The sequence below is a fragment of the Cobetia sp. 10Alg 146 genome (genome assembly GCF_029846385.1).
In the GTDB taxonomy this organism is placed as follows: Bacteria; Pseudomonadota; Gammaproteobacteria; order Pseudomonadales; family Halomonadaceae; genus Cobetia; species Cobetia marina.
The window spans coordinates 202,614-216,461 of the sequence record NZ_JARWKT010000006.1 but is presented as its reverse complement, the minus strand read 5'-3'; the positions used below and the strand labels follow the sequence as shown (position 1 = coordinate 216,461).

At 65.2% G+C, this 13,848-nt stretch carries 12 protein-coding genes; 6 read left to right on the top strand and 6 right to left on the bottom strand.

Translation table 11 applies throughout. From position 1 onward, the window contains the following. The first annotated feature begins 459 nt into the window (after positions 1–459). On the top strand, positions 460–1,467 hold the full coding sequence (locus tag QD172_RS12595) for a CYTH domain-containing protein (protein ID WP_279855893.1): 1,008 nt from the start codon (positions 460–462) through the stop codon (positions 1,465–1,467). A 178-nt stretch (positions 1,468–1,645) separates the two neighbouring features. Then, positions 1,646–2,674, top strand: coding sequence for an ion transporter (locus QD172_RS12590; RefSeq protein WP_279855892.1), 1,029 nt, complete (start codon positions 1,646–1,648; stop codon positions 2,672–2,674). Between the two features lie 104 nt (positions 2,675–2,778). On the opposite strand, the gene QD172_RS12585 is transcribed toward QD172_RS12590, so the two are convergent. The 3 genes from QD172_RS12585 to QD172_RS12575 all read right to left on the bottom strand — a co-directional run bounded on the left by QD172_RS12585 (position 2,779) and on the right by QD172_RS12575 (position 5,519). Then, the gene (locus QD172_RS12585) at positions 2,779–3,588 is read right to left on the bottom strand and encodes a 5'-nucleotidase, lipoprotein e(P4) family (RefSeq protein ID WP_279855891.1); all 810 of its coding nucleotides are present in this window, start codon (positions 3,586–3,588) and stop codon (positions 2,779–2,781) included. A gap of 161 nt (positions 3,589–3,749) precedes the next feature. Further along, positions 3,750–4,373: an L-threonylcarbamoyladenylate synthase gene (locus tag QD172_RS12580; protein WP_077378966.1), complete on the bottom strand. Its 624-nt coding sequence runs from the start codon at positions 4,371–4,373 to the stop codon at positions 3,750–3,752. Positions 4,374–4,514: 141 nt separating this feature from the next. Next, the gene (locus tag QD172_RS12575; RefSeq protein ID WP_240499608.1) at positions 4,515–5,519 is read right to left on the bottom strand and encodes a PHP domain-containing protein; all 1,005 of its coding nucleotides are present in this window, start codon (positions 5,517–5,519) and stop codon (positions 4,515–4,517) included. A gap of 255 nt (positions 5,520–5,774) precedes the next feature. Here QD172_RS12575 and QD172_RS12570 point away from each other — a divergent pair, with 255 nt between their 5' ends. The 3 genes from QD172_RS12570 (at position 5,775) to mnmC (ending at position 9,141) form a co-directional block, all read left to right on the top strand. After that, complete coding sequence (locus QD172_RS12570; protein WP_077378961.1) at positions 5,775–6,356, top strand: septation protein A; 582 nt, start codon at positions 5,775–5,777, stop codon at positions 6,354–6,356. Continuing rightward, positions 6,356–6,655, top strand: coding sequence for a YciI family protein (locus QD172_RS12565; protein WP_077378958.1), 300 nt, complete (start codon positions 6,356–6,358; stop codon positions 6,653–6,655). Before QD172_RS12570 ends, QD172_RS12565 begins: the two co-directional genes overlap by 1 nt. 245 nt (positions 6,656–6,900) lie before the next feature. Beyond that, positions 6,901–9,141, top strand: coding sequence for an FAD-dependent 5-carboxymethylaminomethyl-2-thiouridine(34) oxidoreductase MnmC (gene mnmC, locus QD172_RS12560; protein ID WP_279855890.1), 2,241 nt, complete (start codon positions 6,901–6,903; stop codon positions 9,139–9,141). Between the two features lie 72 nt (positions 9,142–9,213). Here the strand turns inward: mnmC and QD172_RS12555 are convergent, their stop codons facing one another. Beyond that, positions 9,214–9,951, bottom strand: a complete 738-nt coding sequence (locus QD172_RS12555; protein ID WP_279855889.1) for a response regulator — start codon at positions 9,949–9,951, stop codon at positions 9,214–9,216. A gap of 63 nt (positions 9,952–10,014) precedes the next feature. Beyond that, complete coding sequence (locus tag QD172_RS12550) at positions 10,015–11,769, bottom strand: sensor histidine kinase (RefSeq protein ID WP_279855888.1); 1,755 nt, start codon at positions 11,767–11,769, stop codon at positions 10,015–10,017. 269 nt (positions 11,770–12,038) lie between these two features. Here QD172_RS12550 and QD172_RS12545 point away from each other — a divergent pair, with 269 nt between their 5' ends. Then, a complete protein-coding gene (locus QD172_RS12545; RefSeq protein ID WP_279855887.1) occupies positions 12,039–13,349 on the top strand; it encodes a 2-hydroxycarboxylate transporter family protein in 1,311 nt (436 codons plus the stop codon). A gap of 168 nt (positions 13,350–13,517) precedes the next feature. Here QD172_RS12545 and QD172_RS12540 read toward each other — a convergent pair whose 3' ends face one another. After that, positions 13,518–13,820 carry a YheU family protein gene (locus QD172_RS12540; protein ID WP_240499610.1) on the bottom strand — a complete coding sequence of 101 codons (303 nt, stop codon included), beginning with the start codon at positions 13,818–13,820 and terminating at the stop codon, positions 13,518–13,520. Between the last annotated feature and the right edge of the window lie 28 nt (positions 13,821–13,848).

Sequence of the window (13,848 nt, the reverse complement as noted above, 5' to 3'; positions counted from 1 at the left end):
TTGACGCGCGGAGTGTAGCAAAGCCTTTGTGACGATCACATAACTTTCATCGTAACGACACGATACCGCCATGCTGTTGTACTTCACGCAACATCAGCGGCAGTCGGGGGGAACTCGAAGGATTCCAGAGGAGAGATTGTCATGTAGCGACAGGACGCGAGGTCGCTGACTGATTACATTGTTCATAATATAACCAAGGAGTTGGCGGCAGGCAATTCATGTCACACAAATGTCACGATAGTGTCATATCACTGTGATTCTGCTGACGGATCACCTGCCGTGGGAAGGCTGGCGACACGCTCCGCGCTTGCCTTGGCAAGGGACAGGCGCGAGCATGAAGCCGCCGGGGGCTGCCTGTCCCGGGATCTCGGACAGGCCGCCAGCGTCCTCGTATCGCTGTCGTCATCCATGCCCGGCCATCTTCATTCTTCATCTTCTCGTACAGGGAGTGCCGTCGTCATGGCGCAGGAAATCGAACTCAAGCTGGCGCTGACCCACAGCGGCCTCGGACGCACGGCGATTCTGGAACGTCTTGCGGACATCGCGGAACTGGCTGGCACCACGCCCCGTCGTCGCTGGCTGGCCAATACCTATTTCGACACGCCTGAGCATGCGCTGGAACGCGCCAAGATGGCATTGCGCCTGCGCCGCAGTGGAGAGGATGCCGACAGTCCGGGACCCTTGCGCCAGACCCTCAAGACCAGTGGCGAAAGCCATGGCGGCCTGCATTCGCGCGGCGAGTGGGAATGGGCGCTGCCCGACGGCCAGACAGGCCTCGATCTCGATGGCCTGCGCGGCCTTCCCCCTCTGCAGGCGCTTGAGGAAGGTGCGCGTGAGCACCTGCTCGGCGCCCTCGCCCCTACCTTCAGCACGGATTTCGAACGTCATGCCTGGCAGCTGGAACTGACGGTGACGCAGGATGGCCAGACACCGGGTGTCGGCGTCGAGATGGCGCTGGATCTCGGTCACGTGAAGGCAGCAGGTCGGGAGACGCACATCCGCGAGATCGAACTGGAACTCACTGGCGGTGACGACCTGAGCGCCGAGCAGCGCGAAGGGGTGCTGTGGACGCTGGCGGAATCCCTGGCCAGCCGACTGGCCCTGCGCCCGGCAGATGCCAGCAAGGCACGCCGCGGTGCCGCACTCAGAGATGGCGAATGGCACGAGAAGACGCTGGATACCACCGACACGAATGCCCTGCTCGCCGCGGCCATCGATGCCCTGGATGCACATGCCGACCGCCAGCAGCAAGATGACATGCGCTGGCACGATCACGCCCTGGCCGCCTTCTCGGCCCTGGCCTCGCGCCTGGCCGCCAGTCAGCATCCCGGTCATGTCCATGCGGTGGCGCTGACGGAGGCGCTGAGCGAATCCCGTGAGCAGGGCACGCCAGACAGCTGGATGACAGCGGTCTTCGGTCAGCACAGCCTGTCGCTGCTGGCGGCATTGCGCAGCCGAGGCCAGTGAGGCAGCTCATTAAAAGCTCAGTGAGACAGCTCATCGAGAAAGCTCGTTGAGAAAGCTCATTGAGAGACCCCGGTGAAATCGCTCGCTGAGCGCCTGGCCATCGCGCCCTCACCTGCCCTGCCCCCACCATCGCGTCGCAGCCCGCCCCGGCGCTGCGACGCCAGTCAAGGAAGCCCGCATGCCTGAACGCCAAGGGCCGGCCAACGAATACGGCAGTACGTCACAATCCGCCACCGCCCCCCCTCGCTCCAGCGATTTCGAGCCGGCCAGCGGCAGGCTGCGTGCCCGGCTGTTCCACTGGATCTTCGAGTCCGACACCAAGGCGGCCAAGGCCTTCGATATCGCGCTGGTCGCGATGATTCTCGCCAGCGTCGCCGTGGTGATGCTCGATAGCGTGCCGTCGCTGAATGCCCGCCATGGGGAGCTGTTCCGTATCCTGGAATGGACCTTCACCCTGCTGTTCACGCTGGAATACGCAGTACGCCTCTATTGCCTCAAACACCCCGGCACCTGGGCGAAGGGCTTCTACGGGGTGCTCGACCTGCTGTCGATCGCCCCGACCTGGCTCTCGCTGCTGATTCCGGGGGCGCAGGCACTGCTGGTGGTGCGCGTGCTGCGTGTGCTGCGGCTGTTCCGCGTGCTGCGCCTGATGGCCTTCGTCGGCGAAGGTCGCATGCTGGTCGAGGCTCTCGCGCGCAGTCGTCGCAAGATCCTGCTGTTCTTCATCACCGTACTCAGCATCATCACGGTGTTCGGCGCCCTGATCTATCTGATCGAACCCCCGGAAGCCGGCTTCACCTCCATCCCCAAGGCGCTCTACTGGGCGGTGGTGACGCTGACCACGGTGGGCTACGGCGATATCGCCCCCATCACGCCCTTGGGCCAGTTCATCTCGGCGATGATGATGATACTGGGCTATTCGATTCTCGCCGTGCCCACCGGCGTGTTCTCGGCCGAGGTGCTCAACGGCCTGCGCATGCAGCAGACCAGCGATGAAGCCTGCCCCGGCTGTGGCCGTGAGGGCCATGATCGCAATGCCAAGTACTGCAAGTTCTGCGGCACCTGGCTGGATGAAGACACGCGTGACCCACGCGAGCCAGAGCCTGAGGCAGACCCAGAACCCGAACCTGAGCCCGACGCCGAGCCGCCAGCGAAGGAGGAGGCCCCCTCCTCAGGCGACGATTCCCCCGACCGCGACCGCAGCTGACGAGGCCGAGTGTCACTCGGCACACGACAACGCCTCGGAAATGACAACGCCCCCGAGACCGCAAGGTCCGGGGGCGTTGTCATTCAGCCGGAAGCCGGCAAGGGCTAGCGGTCAGAGAAGGGCTTGTCCCAGGCGGTCAGCGTGGCCTCGCTCCAGCTGCCGTAGGAGGCATTCGGCAACATGATCCAATCCTTGCCGAAATGCTGCGCCTGCTCCGCGACCAGCGCCTTCTGCTGCTCGGGCGTCTTGTCGGAGAAGTCATCCGCGAAATCATGCAGGCTGTCGCCCAGCTGCATCACGATGTCGTGATCCTCCGCGATCGCCTGGCGACGCACCGACTTGCTCGGCCCCAGCAGGCGCACATGGGCGTCATCGACACCGGGCAGACCCAGGGCTTTCAGCGTGGTGACCGTGGCGTCCTTGTTCTCCTCGTAGCGATCCGACACGTAGTAGATCGCCACGCCACGCGATGCGGCAAGTTCGAGGAACTCCCTGGCACCCGGAATCAGGGTCGGCTTGCCCTCTCGCTCCCACGCCTTCCAGGTGTCCCAGCCCGTGAAGTCATGACAGGCCTTCAGATCACGCACCAGCAGCGCGGAGTTGTCGATCACGGTTTCATCAAGGTCGGTCATGATCGCGGCAGGTTTCTCGTCATCACGCGATGCCAGCAGTGTCTCCAGCTGACGTGTCGCCAGCGCATAGCTCTGACGCTGCAGGGCCGCGACTTCCGCCGATTGCTGCTGATAGCGCAGTGCCATGGCATATGCTGCCGGCGGACACTGCGCTGCCTCGGGTATCTCGGCCGCCTGACTGACGGGAGCGACTCCCAGGCCCATGATTCCTGCCAGTGTCGCGACCCTGGTGGCTCTCGCCAGCAATGAGACACGCGCTTGAGATGAAGACGTGATCGGCATCGATGATCCTCTGTGCATGATAGGTATGTCGTTGAATTATCAAGACAGCCGAATATTAACACTCAGCGTTATTGAATTCCTGTTCAACGACCTCGCCTGCCATGTCGCCACCCGCTTCTCGTCGTCATGAGCATCTCGCCACGCGCGTCACGCGGTGTGCCTCACTCGACGAAGTTCGAGATGTCGCCTCGTCCCTCACGCACGATGACGGGCGGCAGGTCGCGCAGGTCCACCACGCTGGTGGCCTCCAGACGGCAGGCCCCACCATCGATGATCAGATCCAGCGCATGCCCGAAGCGCTGACGGATCTCTTCCGGGTCCGTCATCGGCAGCTCCTCGCCCGGCGGAATCAGCGTCACGCTCATCAGAGGCTCGTGATGTGCCTCCAGCAGGGCATGCGTGATGGCATGGTCCGGCACGCGCACGCCAATGGAGCGACGCTTGGGATGCAACAGCAGGCGTGGCACTTCGGTGGTCGCGTGGAGGATGAAGGTGAAGGCTCCGGGCGTGTGGCTCTTGAGCAGTCGGAAGACGGCATTGTCCACCTTGGCGTAGGTACCGATTTCCGACAGATCCGAGCACATCAGGGTGAAGTTGTGCTTGTCATCGAGTTCACGCAGACGCTTGATGCGCTCGATGGCTTTCTTCTCGCCCAGGTGGCAACCCAGTGCATAGCCGGAATCGGTCGGGTAGGCGATCACGCCCCCCTGCCGAATGATGGCAACCGCTTGATCAATAAGACGTTTCTGCGGGTTTTCAGGGTGTATCTGGAAAAACTGTCCCATGCGGCGCTCCTTGCGTCAGCACAGTGCGCCGGACACTGGCGCACTGATCTCGGCGAACTCTCGGCGAACTCTCGGCAAATTCTCGACAAGACCGGCCTGACACGACGCGACACGTCAGCCAGGCCGGTCCGGCCATCTCTATCACATGGTGGCGGTGGCGGCCGCAAAAAAGGGTGCGAGGCGCGGATGACACCAGACGGGCGGCACCCTGGTGCGCGGTGGCGGACTCATGCTGCCGGGTGCCAGCGGCCCCCCCGGGAAGTGGAAATCACTGCCGACGGAAGCATAGAGGCCCAGTTCATCCAGCTGACGCGCCAGGTCACGCGCACGGTCGATGTTCTGGAAGCCGCTGACCAGCTCGGCGGCCTCACCGCCGGCAGAGATGAAGTCCCGCAGCAGCTCACCGCGCTTGGTGCGGGTGAGCTTGTAGCGCATCGGGTGCGCCATCACCGCGACACCGCCATCGGCACGTATCCATCCCACCGCCTCTTCCATCTCGGGCCAGTGTGCCTTGACGTCGCCCTTCTGGCCGGAGCCCAGGTGACGCTTGAAGGCATCCTGAAGATCACGGGCCAGCCCCGCCTCCACCAGCGCGCGCGCGAAGTCGGGCCGCGACAGGGGGCGGTCTCCCGACCCGCTGAGCGTGGCCTGCTCACGGGCACGCTGCATGGCATCACTCAGTCCCAGCTTCTCCATGCGCGCGGCGATCTCGTGACTGCGCCGCTCACGTGCATCATGTTGCTGCCTGAGGCCGGCGCTCAAGGCGTCTCCGGCGCCCTCGGGCATCAGCGCCACCAGGTGGATGGTCTGATTGCGCCAGCGCACGGACAGCTCGCAGCCCGGCAGCAGGGTGACGCCATGGGCGATTGCCGCCTGCTGAGCCTCGAAGATGCCTTCCATGCTGTCGTGATCGGTCAGTGACATGCGCGAGACGCCGCGCCGCGCGACCAGCGCGACCAGCTCTGCCGGCGCCATGCCGCCATCGGAGGCGGTCGAGTGCATGTGCAGGTCGATGTCCGGCACCTCGATGTCCGTCTCGAAACGCTGGGGCAGCGCGCGGGGGACCGGACGGGCAGGCGGTGGCGATGATGGCTGGTGAGCGGGCGACTCGGATGTCGGCGGATGGTCGGACAGGACGTCGGACACGGGAAAACCTCTCGGGATGAACGTCCAGAGCCTCGAGTTGCCGATCATGCTGGCAAGCCCTCGGCAGGGACGTCAGGGGCAGTGTTGACTGCCGTATATGTCTGGAAGCCACATGGGCTTTGTCAGCAGGCAGCAATGGCGGCAGAATGAACGCATGCAGGCAAGGGTGCGCCGCTGGTTGCCAAAGGATACCACTCGCACAAGCCCTTGCCTTCCCGACGGCACCGCCGTCGTGTCCAGGAGTGTGTGTTTCTCATGAAGATGTTGCTCGACTTTCTGCCGATCGTGATCTTCTTCGCCGTCTACAAGACGACTGGCGACATGATCATGGCCACGGCCGTACTGATCCCTGCCACCCTCGCCCAGGTGCTCTATATCTACTGGCGTCACAAGCGTGTCGAGAAGATGCAGCTGGTCACGCTGGCGCTGGTCGTCGTGCTGGGTGGCGCGACCGTGCTGTTCGGCAACAGCGCCTTCATCCAGTGGAAGCCGACCGTGGTCAACTGGCTGTTTGCCGTCGCCTTCCTGCTCTCGCCGCTGTTCGGCGGCAAGCCGCTGGTGGAGCGCATGATGGAGAAGGCGATCCAGCTGCCGCGTGCCATCTGGCACCGCCTCAACCTGGCGTGGGTGGTATTCTTCCTCGCCATGGGCGGCCTCAACATCTATGTCTTCAGCCACTATTCGGAAGACATCTGGGTCGATTTCAAGCTGTTCGGCATGCTTGGCCTGACACTGCTGTTCGTCATCGTTCAGGGCGTCTATCTGTCCCGTCACATGGTGCAGGCCCCTCAGGAAGAGTCTTCCTCTTCCACCTCTTCACATAAGGATGATTCGTGATGCTGTATTCCATTGTCTGTCAGGATGTCGAAGGTAGTCTCGAAGCGCGCATGGCAGCACGACCGCCACATCTGGCACGTCTTGAGGCCCTGAATGCCGCAGGCCGTCTGGTCATCGCCGGCCCCAACCCGGCCATCGACAGCGAAGCACCGGGAGACGCCGGCTTCAGCGGCAGCGTCATCATCGCCGAGTTCGATTCCCTCGAAGAGGCCCAGAAGTGGGCCGATGCCGATCCCTTCGTCATCGCCGGTGTCTATGCAAGCGCCGAAGTGAAGCCGTTCAAGCAGACACTGCCCTAGTCCTGACTGCCGCTCGGCCGCTGACCGGCGGCTTCGCCCCCTGACGACGGACAGCCTGGCTGTCCGTCGTCTGCGTTGGAGACGTTGCCAGGCCACTGCCCTGATGCCCTGCTCTCCCGCTCGACCTCCTGCCAGGAATGCCCGTGAACGATCGTCCCTCCTCCCCCCGCCAGCCCGCTTCCGCCACGTCTGAGCCGTCCGCATCGTCAGTGTCCGACGCGGCGCCGAAGGACAGGCCGGACGCCATGACACGCAAGCCTGCGACGACGCCACCGAGCGCGATCGACCCTGTCACGGCCCCCGGCGTGGTGCCGGAGGTCCCGCTGGCACCGCTGGCCGCGCTGGAAGAGGCACGCCTTGAATGGGATGACGCGGCCCCACAGGCCATGGATTACGGGGATGTGTACTTCTCGATCCACGATGGCCGCGCCGAGACCGTACACGTCTTCCTCGACAGCAACCGGCTGAGCGAGCGCTTCCGTGACTGGCGGGAAGCGCGCCCCTTCGTGATCGGCGAGACCGGCTTCGGCACCGGCCTCAACATCCTGTGCGCCGCCCAGCGCTTTCTGGCCACGGCACCCGCCGAGGCACGCCTGCATGTCGTCTCGGTGGAAAAGCATCCGATGCGTGCCGCGGATCTCGAACGCGCGCTGTCCGCCTGGCCGGATCTCGCCTCATTGGCGAAACCGCTGGTGGCACAATGGCCGGCTGCGGTACTCGGCGTGCATCGTCTGTGGCTGGATGAGCGCATCACGCTGGATCTGCACTTCGGCGATGCCGTCGAGCGCCTGTCACGCCTCGAAGGAGGCGTGGATGCCTGGTTCCTCGATGGCTTCTCGCCGTCGAAGAATCCGGAAATGTGGTCACCGGCGCTGTTCGCGGCCATGGCCGGCATCTCGCATCCCGAGGCGACCTTCGCCACCTTCACCGCCGCGGGCTTCGTGCGGCGCGGCCTGCGGGCGGCAGGCTTCGCCTGGCGCAAGGTGCCCGGCCATGGCATGAAGCGCGAGATGATCTGCGGCGAGCTGGACGCTGCCACCTCGGCGGCGCGCGCCGAGCTGATGGGGCTTGCCGAAAGGCAGGAACAGCATGACCAGCCCCGTCCCCCGCTGACATCGCCCGCACAGCGCGGGGTGCTTCATCCGCTGCGCCGGGAACAGCCCTGGACGCAGCCGCCCCAGCCGGCGCCCATCTCCCGCGAGACACACGTCGCGGTACTTGGCGCTGGCATCGCCGGCACCAGCTGCGCCGAGGCGCTGGCGCGGCGTGGCGTGAAGGTCACGCTGATCGACGCCGAAGCCCCCGGTGCGCGGGCCTCCGGCAATACCCAGGGGGCGCTCTACGTGAAGCTGGCCGCCGAGACCAACCCTGCCAGCCGCTTCCAGCTGGCCGCGTTGCAATACAGCCGGCGCTGGCTGGCAAGCCTCGACCCCGAGCAGACCCTGTGGTCCGCCAGCGGCGTGCTGCAGCTGGCCACCAGCGAGCGTGAGCGCAAGCGCCAACAGCGCTTCGCGGACAATCACCCGCTGCCCGAGGCGCTGCTCAGGCCGGTCACTGCTGGCCAGGCCAGCCAGATCGCCGGCAGCGAGATCACCTTCGATGGCCTCTTCTATCCCGTCGCGGGCTGGGTGCGTCCGAAGGCGCTGTGTCAGCATCTCGCCGCCACACCGGGCGTCAGCTTTCGGCAGGCGCGCATCGTGGCCATTCAGTCGCTGGGGGCCGAGGAAGGCAGAGAGGAAGGCGGAAAGACAGGCAACGGCGCGCCACGCTGGCAGCTTCAGGCCAGTGATGGCAGCTGTCTGGAAGTGGATCAGCTGATCGTCGCGCTGGGGGAGAAGACACACCTGCCCGAGCCGCTCGCGCATCTGCCGCTGCAGCCGATTCGTGGTCAGGTCAGCGAGATCACGGTGCCGCCCGAACAGGCAGCAGGGCTGCCCATGCTCGACAGCGTGGTGTGTGCCGGTGGCTATGTCTCGCCCTGTCAGCGTCACGCCGACGGCAGCGTGACGCTCAGCTTCGGCGCGACCTTCGCCCCGCGCGATGAGGATGACTCGGTACGTAAGGCGGATCACAGCGCCAATGTCGCCGAGCTGCGCAGTGCGCTGCCCGCCTTCGTCGCTGCCTGGGAGCAGGCGCGTGGCGTCAGGCTGGAAGACGATGCCTGGCAGGGGCGTGTCGCCTGGCGCGCCGCCAGCCCCGACAAGAGCCCGCTGGCCGGCCCGGCACCGAACGCCGCGCAATGGCGTGAGGATTACGCCGCCATGGCCTTCGATGCGAAAAAGCGCGTGCCATCACTGAGCGGCGCCCATCTGCCGGGGTTGTGGCTCTCCACCGCGCATGGCTCACGCGGCTTCACCACCGCACCGCTGTGTGCGGAGCTGATCGCCTCACAGCTGTGCGGCGAGCCGCTGCCGCTGGAGCGCGAACTGGCCGAGCACCTGCACCCGGGACGCCGCCTGATCCGCGATATCGTGCAGCGGCGCTGAGGCATTGGCGGACATTGGCAGACATGGGTGGGCATTGGCAGAGACACAGGGCTCGCCCTCCGATGACGTCCTTCAGGGGAGCCGGCACTGCCTGGCAAGCGCCTGACGATCGGTGACCTGAAAGGTGAAGGAGGGGCGGCCTATCTGGCCGTAGTGGAAGGCCTCGCTGAGCATGCCGCAGGCCGCCAGATGGCGCAGGTACTTGCGGATGGTCACGCGCGACATGCCCGTGGCGCTCAGCAACGCCTCGCTGGTGAAACTGTCTTCATCGCGTGGCAGCGCCTGGATGGCACCGGCGACCAGCGCCAGGGACGCCGCCGTCACACCCTTGGGCAGGCGGCCATCAGACACCGTCCCCACCGCGCCACTGACTGCCATGTGCGAGCCGAACAGCTGGTCCAGCTGCTGCTGACTGACCTCCCCCTCGAGACTCTCCAGCTGCTGGCGACCACGCCGTGCCAGTGCCAGCGCCTGCTGGAAGCGGGCGAAGCTAAAGGGTTTGACCAGGTAATCGCATACCCCGAGCGCATGCGCGCTGCGCACCGTATCCGCCTCACTGGCGGCGGTGATCAGGATCACCTGGATGTCAGGGGCGGCATGGCGTCTCAACCAGCGCAATACCTCCAGACCGCTGCGGCTGCGCAGATAGACATCCAGCAGCACCAGGTCCACCGCCTCCTGCGCCAGCACCTCCAGCGCCGCCGCGACATCCTCGCACTGGGCGACCAGGCGCATGCCATCGATACGATTGAGGTATTCGACATTGAGACGCATGACCATGGGGTCGTCTTCGACTATCAGCACACGCATGCGCTCAGGCTCCTTGATCATGCGGGGTCTTGGACGGCAGCCGTCCAACGACGTGAAATGCTCTCAGGGCGTCGCAGTGGGCGACCGCTGGCAGGGCAAGGTCAGCTCGACCAGGGTGCCGCCGCCCGGGGGCGAGTAGAAGTGCCAGTCTCCCGCGCGCGCGGTCACGATCTCCTGTACCAGCGACAGCCCCAGCCCGCGACCTTCACCACGACTGCTTACCCCCGCCGCGCGCGCCGTCTCCATGAGCTCCGCCGGCATGCCGGGGCCGTTGTCTGCCACGCTGATCGACAACTGGGCCTCTGACGCCTCACCCACGGATTCCAGCATCAGGCTCAGAGTGACGGCCGGGGCGTGTGTGGCATCGTCCATTTCCTCCAGCGCTTCGAAGGCATTGTCGAGCAGATTGCCGATCACGCTGACCAGATCATGGCTCAAGCTGCGCTCCAGCACCGGCAGCACGGCCTGAGACAGCTCGGCCTGAGACAGCGCTGCGCCGGGCATCTCCCGGTGCTCGGTCCGTGCATGATGCCACTCGACGTCCAGCTCGACATTGAGTGCGATGCCCCGCTCGCGAGCCTCACTGTGCTTGCCGATCAGCAATCCTGCCAGCAGAGGGTCCGCGATGCGCTCGGCGGCCGCGGCATCCGCTGGCAGCTCCCGCTCCACCAGCAATGCCAGGTAATCTCGCAGGCCGTCGAGGTCCTGCATCTGCGTCAGCCCTGACAACACATGCAACCGATTGCGAAACTCATGGCGCGCGGCGCGCAGTGACTCTGCCTGTCGGCGGACGCCGGTCAGCTCCTCGGCAAGGCGCTGCATGCGGTCGTGCTCACGCAATACCAGCACGCCGCCCATGAGATGCTCGCCATCATGCACCCGCTGGCAACGCACCCACAATCGCCGCCCGTCATGGGTGACCTGACGCAGGCGAGCCGCGTCCTGCTCCGCCACCGGCGAGTGCGCGGCTAGACACTCGTGCATGCCGGTATCGGGCAACCACGCCTCAAGGCATTCTCCCGGTTCGGGGGCCGTCCCCAGCAGCTCGCGCGCCGCGGCATTCACCAGGGTGACATGCCCCTCGGGGTCGACCACGATGATGCCCTCTTCCAGGCTGGCCAGCACCGCCTGATGCTCTTCCACCAGACGCGCGATGGCCGCCGGCTCCAGTCCCTTGAGCTGTCTGCGCAGATAGCGTGCCAGCCCCAGCGCCCCCAGCGTGCCGAACAGCATCAGGATGCCCAGCCCGATCAGCAGCTGACGCTTCTCATCGGCCAGCCGCCGCCCCAGCGAATCCAGCGTGATGCCGATGGCAACGGCGCCGATGACGGAACGCGCTTCGCCATCGGATGCAGAAGCCATCACCGGGGCAAAGCTGCGCAGGCTTTCGCCGAGCGTACCGCGGGACTCGGAGAGATAGGCCGCGCCTCCGAGCGCACGTTGCTCGTCTCCCCCCTGAAACGGCTGGCCGATCCGCGCGGGCTCCGGGTGACTGAGTCGCACGCCGTCCGGACGCATCACCACGATGAAGTCGACGGCATTCTCGCGGCGCAGCCGCTCGATGCGTGCCGCCAGGCGGCTATTCGCGGCGGGAGGCGCTGCCTGCGAGGCGTTGGCTTCGCTCAAGGTGGCGCGCACCTCAGGCAGCCGCGCGATGCGTTGCGCGAGGGCGGCGATGCGCTGCCCCTGTATCTCATGCTGGGTCCGCTCCAGCTGCGCACTGAAGAGCCAGGCCGCGACCAGCAGACTGACGATCACCATGCCGGCAGCCAGCAGCGAGGTCAGCGCGCTCAGTCCGGGTTGAGAAGAATGCAACACGCCAGACAGTCCACGTGCCCCCTTGGTGGCATGGCCAATTCGCCCAGCACGTGAGCGAGCCGCGCCATGCGGTTTCATAAGTTTCAAAAGGCTTTCTTTAATTCGCAAAACTTGGCCCTCGAAAGCCACATCGTAAGCTCCCTGTGACGCGCATCCACTGCGCGGACATGATGTCCCACCTTGTCCCAACCGATCCCGCGATGCCACGCCAGCGCATCCGGACATGACAACAGGTCCTGCAACGACAGAGTGCAGGACAAGGAGCCTGCATGACACATTCCTCGCAGACCGCCACGGCCACGCCTGCCGACGAGTCGCCTTACCTGAAGACACGCATCTTCGGCATGTCCCTGCCGATCTTCGCCCTGTCGTTTCTGGTCCTGATCGCCGCCATCGCCACCGATACCCTGCCGGCCGGCATGATCGGCGCCCTGATGGTCATGATGGTCCTCGGTGAGCTGCTGGGCTTTCTGGGTGATCGCCTGCCGATCATCAACAGCTACCTGGGAGGCGGAGCGATTCTCGCCATCTTCGGTGCCGCAGCGCTGGTCTACAGCGGCTGGCTGCCACAGGATGTCACGGCCAGCGTCAGCGAGTTCATGAAGGCCGGCGGCTTTCTGAATTTCTACATCGCGGCACTGATCACCGGCAGCATTCTCGGCATGGACTCCCGCGTGCTGGTCAAGGTCGGGGCACGCTTCGCGCTGCCGCTGCTGTGCTCGGTGCTGTTCGCGGCACTCTTCGCGATGCTGGTCGGCTGGATCATGGGCTTCTCGCCCAAGGATGCCGTCATGGTCATCGCCCTGCCCATCATGGGCGGTGGCATGGGGGCAGGCGCCGTGCCGATGAGCCAGATCTACGAGCAGCTGCTGGGACAGCCGGCCAGCTATTACATCTCGATCCTGGTACCGGCGCTGGCGCTGGGCAATGTCTTCGCCATCATCATTGCCGGGCTGCTCAACGGGCTTGGCAAGCGCTTCCCGTCACTGACCGGTGGCGGCCAGATGATGCCGGGCGTCGATGTCCGTGAAGAGAAGAGCGCGCCTGATCTCTCCCAGCTGGGTATCGGCATGGTCATCGCCCTGAGCTTCTTCGTCGCCAGCCAGATTCTCGGCAAGGTCATCCCGCTGCACCCCTACGCGCTGATGATCATCGCGGTTGCCGTACTCAAGTGCGCCAACCTGGTGCCGGAAAGCATCAACCAGGCCGCCGCTCAATGGTTCCGTTTCGTCGCGGGCAACTGGACCTTCGCGCTGCTGTTCGGCATCGGCGTGGCCTACACCGATATGGGCCAGGTGATCGACGCCATCACCATCACCTACGTGGTGATCGTCTTCGGTGTCGTCGCCGGTGCCGCCTTCGGTGCAGGGCTGGTGGGCAAGCTGGTCGGCTTCTATCCCATCGAGTCCGCCATCACCGCTGGCCTGTGCATGGCCAACATGGGCGGCACGGGTGACGTCGCGGTCCTCTCGGCGGCCAATCGCATGCAGCTGATGCCCTTCGCGCAGATTTCCTCGCGCCTGGGCGGAGCCTTGATCCTGCTGATCTCGAGTCTGGTCGTGCCGATGTGGTTCGCATGATCCGGCCTCGATTCGCATGATCCGCCCTCGATAGGAGCACCGACGCCAGGTGCCTCGACAGACGCGGCAGGAACGACGACGCCCCCGGCCTGTGCCGGGGGCGTCGTCGTTTCCAGGGTCAGGAGCAAGGTCAGGGCTTCGCCAACGGATCATGACCGCTGGCCGGGCTCAGTCGCCCTCTTCCTCATCGTCTGCCAGCTGGCGCCCGAAGGACTGCCATTGCTCCAGCGTCATCACCTCGGTGGATTCGGTGCCGATGTCATGGACGATCAACAGCTTGCCGCGTGACAGCTGGCCTTCCAGCTCCGCGACCCAGCCGGCCATGCCTTCGCCGACATCGGTGGTGTCATAGCCCTGACGGGTGACGAAGGTCTCCAGCAGGGCACGACGCGTGTCGGCGGGCAGCATGGTCTGCGGCACCTCGATGAAGCGATCCTTCGGGTCCATCTGATCAAGCGGCATCTGACTCATGGGTAGCTCCTGTTCATCCGTGGAACGT

Excerpts from the sequence above, each read along its gene's own strand:
- QD172_RS12595 (WP_279855893.1), top strand. The coding sequence starts at position 460 with ATGGCGCAGGAAATCGAACTCAAGCTGGCGCTGACCCACAGCGGCCTC.
- QD172_RS12590 (WP_279855892.1), top strand. The coding sequence starts at position 1,646 with ATGCCTGAACGCCAAGGGCCGGCCAACGAATACGGCAGTACGTCACAA.
- QD172_RS12585 (WP_279855891.1), bottom strand. The coding sequence starts at position 3,588 with ATGCCGATCACGTCTTCATCTCAAGCGCGTGTCTCATTGCTGGCGAGA.
- QD172_RS12580 (WP_077378966.1), bottom strand. The coding sequence starts at position 4,373 with ATGGGACAGTTTTTCCAGATACACCCTGAAAACCCGCAGAAACGTCTT.
- QD172_RS12570 (WP_077378961.1), top strand. The coding sequence starts at position 5,775 with ATGAAGATGTTGCTCGACTTTCTGCCGATCGTGATCTTCTTCGCCGTC.
- QD172_RS12565 (WP_077378958.1), top strand. The coding sequence starts at position 6,356 with ATGCTGTATTCCATTGTCTGTCAGGATGTCGAAGGTAGTCTCGAAGCG.
- mnmC (WP_279855890.1), top strand. The coding sequence starts at position 6,901 with ATGACACGCAAGCCTGCGACGACGCCACCGAGCGCGATCGACCCTGTC.
- QD172_RS12555 (WP_279855889.1), bottom strand. The coding sequence starts at position 9,951 with ATGCGTGTGCTGATAGTCGAAGACGACCCCATGGTCATGCGTCTCAAT.
- QD172_RS12545 (WP_279855887.1), top strand. The coding sequence starts at position 12,039 with ATGACACATTCCTCGCAGACCGCCACGGCCACGCCTGCCGACGAGTCG.
- QD172_RS12540 (WP_240499610.1), bottom strand. The coding sequence starts at position 13,820 with ATGAGTCAGATGCCGCTTGATCAGATGGACCCGAAGGATCGCTTCATC.